17 protein-coding genes are annotated in these 14,987 nt (G+C 69.2%); 9 read left to right on the plus strand and 8 right to left on the minus strand.

The features are described from left to right. Positions 1–46: 46 nt before the first annotated feature. The 4 genes from DEU35_RS03815 (at position 47) to DEU35_RS03830 (ending at position 4,571) form a co-directional block, all read left to right on the plus strand. The gene (locus DEU35_RS03815) at positions 47–1,372 is read left to right on the plus strand and encodes a UDP-glucose/GDP-mannose dehydrogenase family protein (protein ID WP_103206736.1); all 1,326 of its coding nucleotides are present in this window, start codon (positions 47–49) and stop codon (positions 1,370–1,372) included. Between the two features lie 194 nt (positions 1,373–1,566). After that, entirely contained in the window at positions 1,567–1,791 is a 225-nt protein-coding gene (locus DEU35_RS03820; RefSeq protein WP_103207088.1) for a hypothetical protein, read from the plus strand. A gap of 278 nt (positions 1,792–2,069) precedes the next feature. Further along, positions 2,070–4,076, plus strand: coding sequence for an AarF/ABC1/UbiB kinase family protein (locus tag DEU35_RS03825; protein WP_116238659.1), 2,007 nt, complete (start codon positions 2,070–2,072; stop codon positions 4,074–4,076). 60 nt (positions 4,077–4,136) lie between these two features. Beyond that, positions 4,137–4,571 carry a VanZ family protein gene (locus DEU35_RS03830; RefSeq protein WP_103206738.1) on the plus strand — a complete coding sequence of 145 codons (435 nt, stop codon included), beginning with the start codon at positions 4,137–4,139 and terminating at the stop codon, positions 4,569–4,571. A gap of 234 nt (positions 4,572–4,805) precedes the next feature. Here DEU35_RS03830 and DEU35_RS03835 read toward each other — a convergent pair whose 3' ends face one another. After that, a complete protein-coding gene (locus DEU35_RS03835; protein ID WP_116238660.1) occupies positions 4,806–5,159 on the minus strand; it encodes a hypothetical protein in 354 nt (117 codons plus the stop codon). 89 nt (positions 5,160–5,248) lie between these two features. Next, positions 5,249–5,524, minus strand: a complete 276-nt coding sequence (locus tag DEU35_RS03840) for a helix-turn-helix domain-containing protein (RefSeq protein ID WP_103206740.1) — start codon at positions 5,522–5,524, stop codon at positions 5,249–5,251. Between the two features lie 624 nt (positions 5,525–6,148). On the opposite strand from DEU35_RS03840, the gene DEU35_RS17385 reads away from it, so the two are divergent. Further along, complete coding sequence (locus DEU35_RS17385) at positions 6,149–8,620, plus strand: LuxR C-terminal-related transcriptional regulator (protein WP_116238661.1); 2,472 nt, start codon at positions 6,149–6,151, stop codon at positions 8,618–8,620. Here the strand turns inward: DEU35_RS17385 and DEU35_RS03850 are convergent. Continuing rightward, positions 8,595–8,810 carry a hypothetical protein gene (locus tag DEU35_RS03850; RefSeq protein WP_116238662.1) on the minus strand — a complete coding sequence of 72 codons (216 nt, stop codon included), beginning with the start codon at positions 8,808–8,810 and terminating at the stop codon, positions 8,595–8,597. The genes DEU35_RS17385 and DEU35_RS03850 overlap by 26 nt on opposite strands. A 10-nt stretch (positions 8,811–8,820) precedes the next feature. Then, positions 8,821–9,501, minus strand: coding sequence for a DUF998 domain-containing protein (locus DEU35_RS03855; protein WP_116238663.1), 681 nt, complete (start codon positions 9,499–9,501; stop codon positions 8,821–8,823). A 413-nt stretch (positions 9,502–9,914) separates the two neighbouring features. Here DEU35_RS03855 and DEU35_RS03860 point away from each other — a divergent pair, with 413 nt between their 5' ends. Beyond that, positions 9,915–10,142 (plus strand): hypothetical protein, encoded by a 228-nt coding sequence (locus tag DEU35_RS03860; RefSeq protein ID WP_116238664.1) that lies wholly within the window; start codon positions 9,915–9,917, stop codon positions 10,140–10,142. A 69-nt stretch (positions 10,143–10,211) separates the two neighbouring features. On the opposite strand, the gene DEU35_RS03865 is transcribed toward DEU35_RS03860, so the two are convergent. Together DEU35_RS03865 and DEU35_RS03870 are read right to left on the minus strand one after the other, a co-directional pair. Then, positions 10,212–10,517, minus strand: a complete 306-nt coding sequence (locus DEU35_RS03865) for a hypothetical protein (RefSeq protein ID WP_103206745.1) — start codon at positions 10,515–10,517, stop codon at positions 10,212–10,214. Then, positions 10,514–10,891: a hypothetical protein gene (locus DEU35_RS03870; RefSeq protein ID WP_116238665.1), complete on the minus strand. Its 378-nt coding sequence runs from the start codon at positions 10,889–10,891 to the stop codon at positions 10,514–10,516. The genes DEU35_RS03865 and DEU35_RS03870 overlap by 4 nt, the downstream gene beginning before the upstream one ends. Positions 10,892–10,971: 80 nt before the next feature. Between DEU35_RS03870 and DEU35_RS03875 the strand changes: the two genes are divergently transcribed. Together DEU35_RS03875 and DEU35_RS03880 are read left to right on the plus strand one after the other, a co-directional pair. Continuing rightward, positions 10,972–11,562 (plus strand): MarR family winged helix-turn-helix transcriptional regulator, encoded by a 591-nt coding sequence (locus DEU35_RS03875; protein WP_116238666.1) that lies wholly within the window; start codon positions 10,972–10,974, stop codon positions 11,560–11,562. A 78-nt stretch (positions 11,563–11,640) separates the two neighbouring features. Beyond that, positions 11,641–13,497, plus strand: a complete 1,857-nt coding sequence (locus DEU35_RS03880) for a DUF2207 family protein (protein WP_181904566.1) — start codon at positions 11,641–11,643, stop codon at positions 13,495–13,497. Between the two features lie 9 nt (positions 13,498–13,506). Here DEU35_RS03880 and DEU35_RS03885 read toward each other — a convergent pair whose 3' ends face one another. Beyond that, positions 13,507–14,211, minus strand: coding sequence for a triacylglycerol lipase (locus DEU35_RS03885; protein WP_181904567.1), 705 nt, complete (start codon positions 14,209–14,211; stop codon positions 13,507–13,509). Positions 14,212–14,322: 111 nt separating this feature from the next. On the opposite strand from DEU35_RS03885, the gene DEU35_RS03890 reads away from it, so the two are divergent. Next, positions 14,323–14,565 carry a hypothetical protein gene (locus tag DEU35_RS03890; RefSeq protein WP_103206749.1) on the plus strand — a complete coding sequence of 81 codons (243 nt, stop codon included), beginning with the start codon at positions 14,323–14,325 and terminating at the stop codon, positions 14,563–14,565. Positions 14,566–14,777: 212 nt separating this feature from the next. Here DEU35_RS03890 and DEU35_RS03895 read toward each other — a convergent pair whose 3' ends face one another. Beyond that, entirely contained in the window at positions 14,778–14,969 is a 192-nt protein-coding gene (locus tag DEU35_RS03895) for a hypothetical protein (protein WP_103206750.1), read from the minus strand. Between the last annotated feature and the right edge of the window lie 18 nt (positions 14,970–14,987).

Here is a 14,987-nt window from a genome sequence, read left to right on the forward strand (position 1 = left end):
GCCAGACCGGTCGGCCTGCCGTCCGGAAATCTGAAAGGCTCTGATCGTGCGTCTGTCTGTTGTGGGTTGCGGATATCTGGGAGCCGTTCACGCGGCGGCGATGGCCTCGATCGGGCACGAAGTGGTCGGGATCGACGTCGACGAGCGGAAGGTCAGGGCGCTCTCGCAGGGCGAAGCGCCCTTCTTCGAGCCCGGCCTGCAGGAGATCCTGACGGACGGCATCGCCTCGGGTCGGCTGACCTTCACGACCGAGATGTCCGCGGCCCGCGGAGCCGCCGTGCATTTCATCGGCGTCGGCACCCCGCAGCAGGCGGGCGGATACGCCGCCGACCTGACCTACGTCGACGCGGCCGTCGACGCTCTCCTGCCCTTCCTCGCCCCGGGGGACGTCGTCGCGGGCAAGTCGACCGTCCCGGTCGGCACGGCCGCCCGCCTGGCGCCCCGCGTGGCCGCGCACGGCGCCACCCTCGTGTGGAACCCGGAGTTCCTCCGCGAGGGGTGGGCGGTCAAGGACACCATCGACCCCGATCGCCTGGTCGCCGGCGTCCCGTCCGAGGATGGCGCTCCGACGGACGACGGCGAACGCACGGCCGGCATCCTCCGCGAGGTCTACCACCCGTCGATCGCCAAGGGCACGCCCTTCATCGTCACCGATTACGCCACGGCCGAACTCGTCAAGGTCGCCGCGAACGCCTTCCTCGCCACGAAGATCAGCTTCATCAACGCCATGGCCGAGATCGCGGAGGTGACCGGCGCCGATGTGACCACTCTGGCCGACGCCATCGGCCACGACGCCCGTATCGGACGACGATTCCTCGGCGCCGGCATCGGCTTCGGCGGCGGGTGCCTCCCCAAGGACATCCGCGCCTTCTCCGCTCGCGCCGAGGAACTCGGACGAGGCGAATCGGTCGCCTTCCTCCGAGAAGTGGATGCCATCAATCTCCGCCGCCGCGACCGGGCGGTCGAGATGACCATGGGCGCCCTGGGAGGCAGTGTCTTCGAGAAGAAGATCGCCGTGCTCGGCGCGGCCTTCAAACCGCACAGCGACGATGTCCGCGACTCCCCCGCACTCGACGTGGCGGTTCGGCTCCAGGGTCTGGGCGCCCTGGTCACCCTCACCGATCCCGCGGCGATCGACAACGCGCGCCGGCTGCATCCCCAGCTCACCTACGACAGCGACCTCGACTCCACGCTCCGCGACGCGGACGCGATCATCGTCGTGACCGAGTGGGACGAATACCGTCGGCACCTCAGCCCCGAGCACGCGGCCTCGCTGGCTCGCGGACGCGTCGTGATCGACGGTCGCAACTGCCTGGATCCGGCAGCCTGGCGCGCCGCCGGGTGGACTTATCACGGGATGGGACGCCCCTGACGCGACGGCGAACCGACGCCCCCGCACGACACCCTCCGGTACGACCCTCTGCGATCAGCACCGACTGCGATGTCGATTCATCACGAATCGCCCGTGACGAACGCCCCTCACCACGCGTCTGAGTAGTGGAGGACCTCACGCCGCGTCCCCTTGGCCGCGGATCCTTCGAGGTCCTCCTCGACAAGGAGGATGCCATGCGCAACAAGATCATCGTGATCGGCGCCGTCGCTCTGCTCGCCTACGCGATCGGCACTCGCGCCCCGCGTGTCCAGGTCAAGAATCGCGAGTCGGTAGGTCACCAGATCGTGCGTCTGTGGAACGACCCGCGCGCTCGCAAGCGCCGCCGCAAGGCCGCGAACAAGTCTGCCGCCGCCGCGAAGAAGCGCGCGAAGAAGACGCTGCACGACCTGCGGGCGTAGCTCCGGAGGACCGGCGTACGGAACTGTCTGGGCGCGTTTCTCACTGTGCACATGTCTCACCACCACGCATGCGCATGTAAAAATACCTCATGATCACGCCAGCTCTTCGCGAACACCCGGACCTCCTCGACGAGGATCTCCTCGCAGGGTTCTCCTCGCCCTGCACGGCCTGCGGTGGCGTGGTCGAACCTCGACCGGGGCGGACAGCGGCGTGGTGGCGCTGTCCGCGGTGCTCCCTCGTACGGATCTCGTGAGCCGCACCCGGCTACGCTGACCACGTGGTGGCCAGCATCCTGATCTCGATCTCCGCCGTCGTGTCGGCGGTGCTTGTCGGGTTCGTCGCGCGTCGCGTCCTCGGAACCGCGGTCGGCTGGCCGCGGAGCATCGTCGTGGGGCTCCTGGTCTTCCTTCTGGGGGTGCCGTCGGCCGGGTGGACCCTGCGACAGACGGGTTTCCCCGACGTCTCCACGGCCATTCCCCCCGAAGACGCCTGGATCTGGGCGGGGTTGATCACCCTCTCGCTCGCATGGGTGTTCGCCCTCGGCGTCGCCGCGCTCGTCGCGAGCGAGGCGATTTTCCCGACCCGCCCGCTGCCCAATCCCATCGATGTGGTCCGTGCGGCACTGCGGCAACGCAAACGGACCCGACGGTACCTGGAGATCTTGGCCATCGCCTCGCGTCATGGCGTCGGCTGGCTCTTCCACGGCGGACGCGCCCGCGTCGAAGAACAGCTCAGCACCTCCGAGGAACGCGCCCGGGCCGTCGTCGCGACCCTGAACGACGCCGGGGTCAGCTTCGTCAAGCTGGGCCAAGTGCTCTCCGCCCGACGAGACCTCGTACCGGAGCCGTACCTGAGCGCCCTCGCCTCTCTGCAGACCAACGCGACGACCCTCCCCTGGGATACCGTGCGCTCGGTCATCGAGGGCGATCTGGGGCGCCCCATCGACACCGTGTTCGCCGAGGTCGATCCCCATCCCCTCGCCGCCGCCTCGGTCGCGCAGGTGCACCGGGCTCGACTGCTCGACGGTACGGCCGTCGTCATCAAGGTGCAGCGGCCCGCCGCCCGCGCGCAGGTAGAGGCGGATGCCGACATCATCGGACGTCTCGCACATCGAGCCGAGGCGCGCACGCGCGTCGGTCGCGACCTCCGGATCGAATCGGTCGCCCGCGGGTTCACGGCCACCCTTCTCGAGGAGCTCGACTATCGCATCGAGGCGCGGAACACCCACATGATCGCGTCGACACTGGAACTGATCGATCGCGCCGAGCCCGCCCGACGCGGCCTCGTCACCGTTCCCGACGTTTTCCCCGACGCCTCCGGCCAGCGGGTGCTCACGATGGGGCTTGTCGACGGAACGGCTCTGAGCGATTCCGCGACCCGCATCGCCGGACTGGAGCCGGGCCAGCGCGATCGCCTGGCGAACACGCTCATGGCAACGGTCCTCGAGCAGATCCTGGTCTTCGGGGTCTTCCACGCCGACCTTCACCCGGGCAACGTCCTGCTCAAGAAGGACGGCACTCTCGGCCTCATCGATTTCGGCGCAGTCGGAATCATCGAGAGGAGTCGACGCCAGCACATGACGGCCTTCCTCCTCGCCGCTCTCAGCGAGAACGACGTCGCCGCCACGGATGCGCTCCTGCTCATCGTCGACGCACCCGAAGACGTCGATCTCGAGGCTTTCCGACACGACATCGGCGTCGTCCTGACCACGGAGCATCTGCGCACGAGCGGTCACGGCTCGATCTTCACGCGGATGGTCGATGTGATCCGCCAGCACCACATCGCCCTACCGGGGGAGCTCGCTTCCGCCTTCCGCAGTTTCGCCACTCTCGAAGGCTGCCTCCGGGTCATCGTCGACGACTTCGACATGGTCGGGCGAGCGCTTCCCCTCATGCCCAGCCTGCTGCGACGGACCGTGTCGGTGACACGCATGGCCACCGACGCTCAAGCCCAAGCGGTCATCGCCCTCGCTCGCCTCGAGCAGATACCGCGCCGTCTCGACGCCCTGCTCACCGGCGTGGAGAAGGGCTCCATCGGAATCACTCTCCGAAGTGCCGACGGGGAGGACGTCAGCGGGATTCTCAGCCGGGCCACGGGAGAGATCGCCTCCACCCTCGTCTCGATCGCCGCGGTGGTCATCGCCGTCGTCTTGGTGATCGCGGGGGGCGGCCCCGTCCTCGGCGGGTCCATCACGTTGTTCGCCGTCCTCGGCGCGGTGGTCGGACTCTTCGGATTCCTCGGCCTCCTCCGCATCGTGCGACGAACCTTCGGTCGTCGCGGCTGAAGCCGGACCGCCCGCAAAGATCGTTCTCCGGCACACGGCAACCCGTGTCTACAGTGGTCCGTGCCCGATCCCCGCTCACCGTCCCGCCGTCGGCGCGTCGCGACAGCGGTGGCGGCTGCCTACCTCGCCGCCCTGGGCATCATCGTGCTCTGGCCCGATCATCTCGACCGCAATGCGGGTGCGGCCTACGCGGTGTTGTACGACCTCCTCCCCGCGGTGAACCCCCGGACGATGGATTTCGGCCTCAACATCGTTCTTTTCATCCCGTTCGGCATCGTTCTGGGGGCGCTCCTGCACGGACATCCGTGGCGGGTTGTCGGCATCGCCTGGCTCGTTCCGCTACTCGTCGAGATCGTCCAGGGACTCTTCCTCCCCGGGCGCACGAGCAGCGCTGCCGATGTCGTCGCCAACGCCGTGGGTGGACTCGTCGGTGCTTTCGCGATGACCGCGACCCGACGCATCCTCCTCCACCGGCGAACCCGAAGGCGTCGCTGAACGCGCTCCTGCCGTCGTCACCGCCATGCGGATGATCGACACCGCGACGACGATGCCCTCGTCGGTTCCGATGTCGGTCTCGGCGAGGTCTGCCCTATGACAGCGGAAACCGCTCCCGCTGGACTCCCCGTGGGGACGCCCCGTCCTGCCCCGCCGCACGGCGCCGACTGCAGCCCGAGATTCGGGGACACGTTCGCCGGCCCCGGTGGGACGCGAACCGGGGCGCAGAGGGCGTCAGTCGATCTCGCGCTCGGGCGCGAGCAGAGCGATGACCTCGGCATCGTTCTGGATGCAGGCCACGAGCGCGCGGGCCGCGTGGATCGGGAGGGAAACGGATGCGCCGATCCCGGTCTCGACGACGACCCAGGTCTCGAGGTCGCTGATTCGCCGCAGCAGGCCGATCTCGACATCGGTGGAGATGCCGCGGCCGTGGTCCGCGGCGTCGCGCACACGCGCGAGAAGTCCGATACCGGCGCTGCGGTGATCTTCGTCATCGTGGTGAACGGTCGACCCGTGCTCGGTGACGCACCAGCGGAAGACACACCTCCGGGCGTCCGTCGTCCGTTCGTGGCGAGTCCCTGACGTCATGCGTCACCTTTCTCTCGGGGTCGCAGCTAGCGGCGACCCGAACACCGGTGGGCACGAACGCATTACATCGCGAACCTCCGACACCGCCGTCATCGACCGGGAGGCAGGCCCTTCGGCGGGGTGGGGATCAGATCGCGAAGCGGGATCTCGAGCACCTCGGCGAGCGCGACGAGAGTCCGTAGACGCGGGTTCGCGGCGGTCCCGGGGTTGGACTCGCCCTTCTCGAGCTTCCGGTAGGTGAAGGTCGCGAGGCCCGCCGCGTGAGCGATCTGCTCCTGGGACATCCGCTTCTCGGCGCGGGCGCGGAGCATGCGAACGCCCAACTCGCGAGCGAACTCTGTCCAGGGGTCGGGCGCGTCGTTCATGAGACCAGCTTGATCGGACGTCAACGCTCACATGAACATGCAAACATGCCTACCGCTCGATGGTGATGCGGACGACGGCAGCGATTCGGAGGGGTGAACCGAGCGGACCGTCGGGTGAGATGCCGGACGATCAATTCGTTTTCGCGCCATCGAGGTCTCGGACGGTCGGCGAGAACGACGCCCGACGACAGGGACCGCGCCCGCGATTTTTCGCCCGGTTGCCCCCGCCCCCACGCCCCACCCGGAACGGAGCACCCGTTTGACGTCCGGGAGTCCCGCGCCTCGTTCACCTGAGCGGTGCGTACGAACGTCCTCCCCGAAGGGGCGGACGACAGACTCGTCGCCCCTTCCGCCTCGCGCGCCGAATCACCCCAGCCCCGGCAGCGGTTCACCCCTGACGCTGCTCCGTATCGCACACCGTGCGGCGGACGGACAAGAGACGAGCCACCCCCAGAGGGTGATGCGGAGAGGGTGAGACGGGGGTGAGACGGGGGATGAAAGAGGCCGTCTTCGCCTCGCGGCGCCTCCTCTCACCCGCAAGATCATCTCGATGGGGCGTCACGGCGCCACGTCGACCGTCGCCCCGCCCGAAGGGGCGGCGGTCCTGTCCCAATGGAGGTCTAGATGTTGATCGATGTGGATGCCGTTCCCGCCGGCGTTCGAGCCGCTCGTCGCGCGAGCCGCTTCTGGGCGCCGCGCCCCGAGGCACTGGATCGCCTCGAAGCGGCGTTAGGTGGTGATGTCGTTCTGCTCCGAGGGCCGACCGGCGTCGGCAAGACCTCGCTTCTACGTCAGTTCGCCGCCATGCTCGAGTCGGATCCCGAGCGCGGCGTTCTGTTCATCGACGGCGCTCTCACCTCACCGGACACCCTCCCCCGCATCGCCGAGGCCTTCGCGGACGGCCCCGCCTCGCACGTACTGCTGATCGACAATCACGTCGAGGGACGCGGACTCACGAGCGACCACCTCCTTCGTCTTCTGCGCGACGACGACGGCCTTCGCATCGTGGTCGCCACCCGCCAGCCGACCGGCCTCGAGAGCCCGCTCATCGCCTTGGAATTCGATGTACAGGTACTCCCCGCGTGCGACCTGCTCATGACTCGTGAGGAGGTGGCATCCGTTCTGGCCCTGAACGGGGTCGAATCGACCGAGATCGCCGTCGACGAGCTCTCCGAGCTCACTCACGGGTGGCCCGCTCTCGTCCAGCTGGCGAGCGCCCGACTCCGCCTGGAGGGTCTCCCCCTGCGAACGCGCGACGATGCCGTCGCCGCGGCGTCGTATGCGGGCTCCGCGCTCACGCACGACATGGAGGAGCGTCTGTCCAGGCCTGTGACCGACGACGTTCGCCTCCTCGCCGTCGCCCCGTACGTCACCGAGTCCATCGCGGATGCTCTCGGCGTCGACTCGACGACAGGTGCGACGCGCGACCTCCTCGACCAGCTCCAGAGCGCGGGGTTCGTCTGGCCCAGCGCAACCCGTGTCGTCCTCGCCGAGCCCGTTCGCGAGCGTTGGCTCGCCGAGATCACCGCTCGGCAGCCTGCCCTCGTGTCTGCGACCCGGTTGCGGCTGCTCGACCGTCTCGTGTCGGGAGGTGAGCCCTTCCTCGCGGCTCAGCTCGCAGCGGACGCGCGGCAGTGGACGACCCTGGCCAGGGTCCTCAGCACGTCGGGGCCGGAGATCTGGGCCCGTCACACTGACGGCTTCTCGTGCTTGGTCGGTCAGCTCCGGTCGAGCGCCGTGGACGCACCGGTGGTCGTCGAGGCGCTGCTCGCCCTCGATCCCGACACCGCGGAGTCGCCGCAGACACCGGCGCTCGTCATCTCCGCCCTCAACCGGCTTCCCGAGGTCAAGAGCGTCACCGCCGGGAACATCCACGCCCTCATCGTGCGCGTGAGCCTTCTCCGCGCCGCGGGGCGGTTCGCCCTCGCCTCCGACGCGTCGGCAACCCTGGCCGACGCCCTGCGTCGCGCAAAAGACCTCGAACCCGGCACGACGGCCGAGGGGTGGTACCAGGTCGCGATGACGTTCCTCGCGATGGGCCGGCTTCGGGACGCGAGCGCGTCCATGTCGCTGTCCGAGCGGACCGCGCCGCCCGCCCGCCAGCTCCGTGCGCGCGGGGCGCTGGCCGTCATCGCCCTGCTCGAGGGCGACGTCCGGACGGCGCGTTCCATCGTGGTCGCGAACTGCTCCGACAGCTGGGTGACGTCCCCCTGGGGAGAAGGCCTCCGACTGGCATCCGCGTGGGCGCTGCTCGAAGCGGGGGAGGCGAGGGAAGCTCGCGCCCTCCTCGACGCTGTGCCCGCCACCGCGGGGGCTCGGGAATTGTGGCCTTTCGCGGCCTCAACCCACGTCCTGTCTCTCCTGCTCTCGGGCGCCGCATCCGATGCGCTGGGGGTTCTGCGCACCTGGATGACACGGAGCCGCAGCACACCACCGTCGCACTATCAGTCGACCCAGCTCCTGATGACGCGTGCCAAGGTGCTGATCGCGTTACGGCAGCCTCGAGAGGCTCTCGCCCTGCTCGAGGGGGCGTCCGCACTGTCCCCCGTCGCCGCTCCCGCTCTCGCCCTCTCCCAGCTGTACGCGGGGCGAGCACACGACGCTTTCGTCCTGAGCGTCAAGTGGGGGCTTCACCACGAGCCCTCCCCTCGCGCTGCGCTCGAGAGCCTGGTCGTGAGCGTCGTGGCGGATGCGCGGCTGAACGGCGTGGCCTCGCACCGCCCCGCGGCTCAGCGCGCCGAGGCGCTGAGCCTCCGGCACGATCTGTGGAGCCCGTGGAGCGCCGTGGCGCCGGAAGATCGCGCGCTGGTCACGAGGATCCTCTCTCCTTCGTCGCGCGAGCAGGTCGAGACGAGGGCGTCGTTCTTCGTGGCGTCGGTGAGCGTGCCGCACCTCACCAAGCGGGAACGGGTGGTGCTGAGTCAACTCACTCCGACATCGACGATCGCCGACATCGCGCGAGCTCTCGTCGTTTCACCGAACACCGTCAAGACACAACTGCAGAGTCTCTATCGCAAGCTCGAGGTGTCGGATCGGTCGAGTGCGATCCGCGCAGCCCACGCCTGGGGGCTCATCGAGAGCGACCCGGACGCGTGATCGAACGATCGCGCCGGCGACGGCGCGATCGCCCGATCATCAGACGCGCGACACCGAGCAGGACGACGACGATCAGAACGCCGGGAAGCGTCAGCGGTACGCCCCCTCCCCGGAGGACCGCGAGGATGACCGCGAGAGCGGCGACGGGCGCCAGCCACCCGAGGATACGAAGCAGTCGCGGGAAGGTCACGGTAGTAACGCTAATGCGCGTTCCGGCGGATTCGCCGCTCGTCCGCGGCGACCTGCAAGCCGAACACCCCGAACCACGCGATAGCGAGGGTGGCCGCAGTGAACTCGAGATTCCCGCCGACCGCGGTGTCCCCACGGAGCAGGGCGATCATCGCGCCGCTGAACGATGTGACACCGACGGCGACGAGCGTGACGACCGAAGCCGCGCGCATCCACGGGCGCCGCCGAACGACGGCAACCTGTCCCATCGCGACGATCGCCAAGACGAACCCGAGGACGGCGAAGGAGATGTGGATGAGATCCTGCGGAAGAGCTCCCTCGGTGAAGGGGATGGGGCATCCGGGTGAGCATGTGACGACGGATGCCACGGCGAAGCACAAGCCGCACACGAGAAGTGTCGTGGCGACGGACCACCCGACGACATATTCCGCACCCCGGGACACGAGCGACCGATCGACGAGGACGGCGGCGATCGCGAGCAGAAGCAGAGCCGTATTGAAGACGGGCGCGGTCGGCACCGCCGTCGCGCCGAGCTGACTCACATACTGCACCCCCGGCTCCCACAGGCGGCAGATCCAAATGAGCGTCGCGCTGAGGAACGCCGCGAGGCCGCCGATCGTCGCCGTGTGGACGGCGAGTGCGCGACGTGTCCGGGCTGGCCGCGTGATGGGCCGCTCGACGGTCTCGATCATCGGCTCCTCCTGCTGCGGGCTCGGCCACCCTATCGTCTCGCCAGCGCCCGCTCGACATCCGAGGTGATCTGTGTGCCGACAGAGGGTGATATTCGGGGGCTCAGGTCGACGCCGACCGTCGGGAAGGCGGAGGCTGTTCCTCGCGGGGAGAGAACCGCGTCGACTGCGAGCCGGGGGGCCGCACCGTCGGTCGCTGGTTCTCTGCCCGCACCTCTTCCTCTTCACGCTGGCGCATCGGACGGGGTAGCGGGGCCTGCGGAGAGCACACGGAGGCACCCGTCGTCGCAGCCGTCACGCTCATCGGCCGCGACGGGTCTCAGATGGTGGGGGGACACGGGCGCTCGCAACCGGTACGACCGCCGCGGACGCGACTCGCCTAGGCTGTCGACAGGTCTGCGTCGGGGAGGGGTGCGATGAGTTCGCGGTCACCACGCCCGATCGGTCTGGCGCTGTGCGTCATCGCGATGATCCTGCTGGCCGCCCCCACCCTCTTCTTCCCGGCTGATTCGCCGAACGAACCCAAGCTGGTCTTCGCAGCCGTCGGCGCGTTCGTCTTCGCACTCGCCGTCCTGCGAATCCGGCGAGAACCCTCAGCTCAGGCTCCCCCCGATCACGGAGACGAGGACGTCAGCGAGCGCTGAGAGCGGCGATCTCTTCCGGGCTGAGGATCGAGATCGGTTCGGTGGGGACGTCCCACGTCGGAAGCGTCTTCATGTCCGCTTTCTTAAGATGTGGGCGGCGTGAGCCGCGAGCTGGGAGAGAGCCGAAGACGGACTCCGGCGAGGAAGAGGAGTGCGTACGGGCCGCACGGATTCGCCGAGCGCGGCGCGCGCCGCCCCGATCTGGGCGAAGGTGCCGACGTGTCGCGCGTCGCGGTCGAAGACGAAGAAGGCCCCGGTCGAGCGGCGGTCAATATACCCGGCGAAGTCTCCGTCACGCGTGGCGACTGAGAGATCGTCGTCGAGGCGCGACCACACGATCGCGCCGAGGTCGGGGCGGGGAGCAGACCGGATCACGCCGCGCGGACGAAGGAGCGCGTCGACGTGGCCTTCGCCGTCGCGGTCCGCGGCGGAACGGTGTTCGCAGCGGCCTCGTCGAGCGCGATATCGAGGCTGAGACCGCGCGAGGAGTTGGCGTCGTTGGCCAAGCGCTTCAGCAGGTTCTGGTCGAGCGACTCCGGCTGCTCCGAATCGAAGACGAACCGAAGAGGGATCGAGGGCTGCAACCAGATGGTCGAACGACCGGTCGGCTCGTCCTCGCCGTGCACCCACGACATCGTGAAGCTCTCGCCTCGGCGGAGTTTGGTTGCCACAACGACCTTGACGTGCGCCAGCATGCGGTCGTCGATGCGGATCGGCTCGGTTGTCGTGCCGTAGTAGAGCTTCGCCATGATGTACCCCTCTGATCGTTGTTCGTTGATCAACTTACTAGTTAGACTAGCGAATAGGCAAGCGAGATATTAGGAGAACGATGCCGATCGAGAACACGGCACCTCCGTCGTATTGGTACAGCGAGAACGCCGACGACGAACGCGGAGCGCGGGTCATGGAGGCGATGCGCGCATACCGTTCGGCCGAAATGGCGATGCGCCGACGCACGCAGAGGTCCATGGCGATGGGCGAGAACGAGCTGCTCGTCCTGCGGTTCCTCACGAGGGCCAGCGGAACCGGTCGCGACATCACCCCGGTCGACCTCGCGCGCCACCTCGGAGTTTCCACGGCATCCATGACCGCTCTCCTCGACCGACTCGAGCGATCCGGCCATCTCGAGCGCCGTCGCCATCCCTCGGACCGGAGGAAGGTTCTCGTGTCCACCACCCCGCATGCGGACGAAGAGATGCGGGGCACGCTCGCGTCGATGCACGCGCGCATGATGCAGGCCACTCGCGGGATGACCGAGAGCGAAACGGTCGCGGTCACGGCCTTCCTCCAGCGCATGCGCTGTGCCGTCGCCGATGTGTGCGACGCAGCGGGACGCTCGTGCTGCGCGCTGGTCGGCACGCGGGCGGATGCCGCCGGTGCCCGCCGACCCGAGGCGGCCTCTCCGCCGAACGCTGCCTGAGGGCCGCTCCCGCCTCCGGCGGGACGGAATCCGTCGTAGGGGGGAGTCGCCCCGAGCCCCGGGCGCTACCGTCGGATGATGCACGACCTCGCCTCCTCCGCCCTGCGCATCCGGCGCGCGTGGGCCGCGGCGCTCATCGTTGCGATCACGCTGCTCATCGTGATCGGCGCGCCGCACGCCGCCTCCGCGGACACGAGCGAGTTCACCTTCGACTCCTTCGATGCAGAGATGACGCTGTCTCGCGCGGATGACGGCCACGCCGAGCTCGCGGTGACCGAAACACTGGTGGCGCGGTTCCCCGAGAAGGACCAGAACCGAGGGATCGTCCGCGCGATCCCCGACGATTACGACGGCGTCCCCCTGCAGACGCGGATCATCTCGGTGACCGACGCCTCCGGCACCACCGTTCCGTACGAGGTCGAGCGGGACAGGCGCGAAGTGCGCGTCCTGACCGGAGACGACTCCTACGTCCGCGGCGTCCAGACCTATGTCATCTCCTACATCCAGCGAGACACGATCCGCTCCTTCGCGGACACGGATGCCGACGAGTTCTACCGCGACGTGAACGGGACGCAGTGGGATCAGCCGTTCGGCGCGGTATCGGTGCGATTGACGGTCGATCCGGCGCTCGCCCTCGCTCTGAAGGACGGCGCTGCATCGTGCTACGTCGGCCGACAGGGCTCGGACCAGCGGTGCGACATCACCGAGACCGGGCAGCCCGACGGATCCGCCGTCTTCTCGGCCGGCGAGCGCTCGCTCTCGACGAGGGAGAACGTCACGATCGCCGTCGGCTTCGTCCGCGGCACCTTCGTTCCCGGCGAGGTCGTGCGGACCCCTCTCGAGCAGTTCTCCGTCGACGCCGCACCCCTCCTCGCCGGCGCGTCGATCGCCGCAGTCGGGCTCGGCGTCGTCGGCGTCGGAGCCGCGTTCGCCGCCCGGCGGCGCGGTCGGGACGCTCCGGGACGCGGGGTCATCGTCCCCGAGTACGGGCCGCCTGAGGGCCTCGACGTCGTCCAGGGCGCCGAACTGGTGCAGCGCCGGGGTGCCGGCATCCCCGCCGCTCTTCTCGACGCGGCCGTCGCCGGGCACCTCCGTATCGTCGAGAGCCCGGGAGACCGCGGGGCTCTCGAACTCGAGTTCTCCCGGGCAGCCGGGGCACCCGCGCTCCACGCCGCGATCATCCGCGCCGTCTTCGGCGACGCCCCGCATCCCGGGCAGCGCGTCAGACTCGGCCCCGATAGACAGGACGTCGCGAAGGCACTGCAGAAGCTTCCGGCCTCGGCCTCGGCCGAACTGCGCACGCGCGGGTGGACCGAGAAGCAGAAGCCGGGGAGATCGATCCTCGCCGCAACGGTGGCCGTCTTCGCCTTCGTCGTCTCAGTGGTGGCGCTGATCCTCGCCGCGGCCGGCACGGCACCGGTCTGGTGGCAGATCGTCGCGATCCCCGCGACGGTGGTGCTCGGAATCCTGGCTTTCGTCGTTCTGCGGTATCGGGATCGGATCACGGATGCCGGCGCCCCGGCGCGCGATCATCTCCGAGGCTTGCGCGACTACCTGCAGCTCGCCGAGGCCGACCGCATGCGGGTGCTGCAGAGCCCGCGGGGCGCCGAGCGAACCCCCGTGGACCCGGGCGATCCGAGGCAGGTGCTGCACCTGTACGAGCGACTCCTTCCCTGGGCCGTCGTCTGGGGCGTGGAGAAGGAGTGGGCAGAGGCTCTCGACACCCGCGTCCGCGAGACGGGAGCAGATCTGCCCTGGTACGCGGGCGGGGACGGCTTCTCCGCGGTGGCGTTCGCGACCACCCTCGGCTCGCTGCACAGCGCGAGCACGCCGGTCGCCGTCACGACCAGCGGGGCGGGAAGTTTCTCGGGAGGCTCGTTCGGCGGCGGGTTCTCCGGCGGGGGGATGGGCGGCGGGGGCGGCGGGGGCCGCTGAACCCGACGGTCACTCCGCGACGCGGATCACCTCGGCGACGACTCGCGGGTCGTCCAACACGCGGAAGTGCCCCCCGCTGGCGAGGACGACGTTCCGGGCACCGGCGAGCTCGCTGCCCTCGGGAATGTGCGGATCGAACACGCCGAACACCGAGACGATGCGCGTGTTCGCCGCAGCCGACGCGGCGAGCGCCCTGATGGTCGCGTCTGCCGAGGCGAAGGCGCGCAGCGAAGGCGTCGGCATGAGTCGGCTGTAGCGAGACCCTCCGAACGGGGTGGCGACCGCGACCATCGCGCGGACGCGCTCGCCGGCCGGGCTGAACGCCATCACGTGCTTGCCGATGAGGCCGCCCTTGCTGTGGGCGAGGATCACCACGTCGTCCAGGCCTCGCGAGATCAGCAGGGCGGCGACCCGCTCGGCGGATTCGGCGATCGGTCGGCGGTTGCCGCCGAGCTCCGTCACGACGTGCACGGGGTGACCGCGCGCGTGCAGGGCTCGCGCGAGCGGCTCGAGAAAACGCCAGGTCTCGTAGATCCCCGGGAGCAGGACGATCGGCGTGCCCTCGCCGTCGGCGAGGACATCGGGCGCGTCCCGTCCTCGCGCAGACCGCACCTGGGCGCGAGCGGCGTAGAGATAGTCGCGTGCCCACCACGCGGCGTCGCGCAGACCGGTACGGATCCTCTGCCGCACGGTGTTCACGGCATCCTTCGACATCGCTCCATCGTGCCGTGCCGACGGAAGCGAGGAAGGCGGGTTGCCGCGCACATCGACCCGTGCGATGCAACCCCGGGATCGACGGATCGGAGCCGACCGTACCGTGTCGCCATGGACATCTCAGACATCCGCTGGAACGAGCCCGCCCGCCAGAAGATCCTCGACGACGCCGACGCGGTGCTGCGCGAGGCCGTCGTCGCGATCGCCCGTGACAGCGACGGGATCTCGTCGGACGAGGCATTCGCGCAGATCAACGCACGAATCAAAGACCGCTTCATCGACTACGAGCCCGGACCGGACATCCGCACCTACGCGGACGCGATCGCGGCGGGCGAGATCCCCACGGACTCGTGATGCACGCAGGCGGAAGGCGGTCCCGCGAGAATGCGCGGGGCCGCCTTCGCATCGGCTGAGAGCACGCGTCAGCTCACCGGGAGCGGCGTACTCTTTCGGTACCCGGCCCCGGCATCGCCGGTGCGGACGACGCCGCTCTCGGCGTCCCCGACGGCTCCCGCCCGTCGAGCCCGTCCCCCACATGGGGCTCCGGGCGGGAGTCGTCGTGTCGTTCAGCGGTCCTCGCCGTACCCACGAATGCTGCGGATGTCGTCCTCGAGTTCGTGCTGCGCGGGGTCGTCGTCCTCGTGGACCGCGGCGTCGGCGGCGCGCTGCTGCTGCGCGCCCTCCTTCTTCTCTGCCGCACCGGCATCGGTGGCGCCGTCCATGACGGGGGCGTCCTGGGTCTCTTCGCGTTCAGTCATCGTCGTCCTCCTCGGAAA

This window comes from Microbacterium sp. AG157 (genome assembly GCF_003385695.1).
Taxonomy (GTDB): Bacteria; Actinomycetota; Actinomycetes; order Actinomycetales; family Microbacteriaceae; genus Microbacterium; species Microbacterium testaceum.

What these genes read in the sequence shown, in the direction of transcription:
- DEU35_RS17385 (WP_116238661.1), top strand. Translation starts at nt 6,149, where the DNA reads ATGTTGATCGATGTGGATGCCGTTCCCGCCGGCGTTCGAGCCGCTCGT.
- DEU35_RS03880 (WP_181904566.1), top strand. Translation starts at nt 11,641, where the DNA reads ATGCACGACCTCGCCTCCTCCGCCCTGCGCATCCGGCGCGCGTGGGCC.
- DEU35_RS03885 (WP_181904567.1), bottom strand. Translation starts at nt 14,211, where the DNA reads ATGTCGAAGGATGCCGTGAACACCGTGCGGCAGAGGATCCGTACCGGT.
- DEU35_RS03840 (WP_103206740.1), bottom strand. Translation starts at nt 5,524, where the DNA reads ATGAACGACGCGCCCGACCCCTGGACAGAGTTCGCTCGCGAGTTGGGC.
- DEU35_RS03895 (WP_103206750.1), bottom strand. Translation starts at nt 14,969, where the DNA reads ATGACTGAACGCGAAGAGACCCAGGACGCCCCCGTCATGGACGGCGCC.
- DEU35_RS03890 (WP_103206749.1), top strand. Translation starts at nt 14,323, where the DNA reads ATGGACATCTCAGACATCCGCTGGAACGAGCCCGCCCGCCAGAAGATC.
- DEU35_RS03855 (WP_116238663.1), bottom strand. Translation starts at nt 9,501, where the DNA reads ATGATCGAGACCGTCGAGCGGCCCATCACGCGGCCAGCCCGGACACGT.
- DEU35_RS03860 (WP_116238664.1), top strand. Translation starts at nt 9,915, where the DNA reads ATGAGTTCGCGGTCACCACGCCCGATCGGTCTGGCGCTGTGCGTCATC.
- DEU35_RS03820 (WP_103207088.1), top strand. Translation starts at nt 1,567, where the DNA reads ATGCGCAACAAGATCATCGTGATCGGCGCCGTCGCTCTGCTCGCCTAC.
- DEU35_RS03870 (WP_116238665.1), bottom strand. Translation starts at nt 10,891, where the DNA reads ATGGCGAAGCTCTACTACGGCACGACAACCGAGCCGATCCGCATCGAC.
- DEU35_RS03835 (WP_116238660.1), bottom strand. Translation starts at nt 5,159, where the DNA reads ATGACGTCAGGGACTCGCCACGAACGGACGACGGACGCCCGGAGGTGT.
- DEU35_RS03875 (WP_116238666.1), top strand. Translation starts at nt 10,972, where the DNA reads ATGCCGATCGAGAACACGGCACCTCCGTCGTATTGGTACAGCGAGAAC.